We start from the raw sequence: 546 nt of genomic DNA, 5'->3' as shown, positions 1-546 counted from the left end.
CTTTCTTTTTCTCTTTATCGATCATCCTTTCCTCTTCTCTCTTCTCCTCTTCCTTTCCTTCGTCTTCCCTTCTCTTACTTCTTTTTCCTTCTACCTTCATTCTCTTCTTCTCTACTCCTACTTTCTTTATTCCCTTCTGGCGTGGCCCCCGCTCCTCTACTTCCTCTTCTCCCGTTCCCCTCTCCCCCTCCTTTTCTCCTTCTCGCTCCTCCCCCCGCTCCCCCCCCTGTTCCTCTCTCTTTTCGTCTTTTCCTTCTTTCCCTTCCTCCTTTCCCCTCCTCTTCCTCCTCCTCTCCCTTCCCCTCTCTCTTTCCTCCTTCCCCCCCCTTTCCACCTTTTCGCCTTCCCCTATTTCTGCCGTTCTCCCCTCTCCTTCCCCCCCCACTCTCTCTCCCGCCTCCCCCCCCTCCTTTCTCCCCACCCTCCCCCCCTCCCCCTCCTCTCTTCCTCCTCTCTCCTTTCTTCGCTCCGTTCCCCCCCCCTCCCTCTCCCTCTCTCCCCCCTCGTCTTCCTCTCTCCCCTCTTCGTCTCCTTCCCTTCTTCTCC

General features: G+C 56.8%; 1 protein-coding gene. It reads right to left on the bottom strand.

Annotation, left to right across the window (positions count from 1 at the left end; translation table 11 throughout):
* The coding region (locus WH87_RS20485) for a hypothetical protein (protein WP_046173249.1) at positions 1 to 546 on the bottom strand (546 nt) is incomplete at both ends.

The sequence above is a fragment of the Devosia epidermidihirudinis genome (assembly GCF_000971295.1).
Taxonomy (GTDB): domain Bacteria; phylum Pseudomonadota; class Alphaproteobacteria; order Rhizobiales; family Devosiaceae; genus Devosia; species Devosia epidermidihirudinis.
This window is presented reverse-complemented; position numbering and strand designations above follow the sequence as displayed.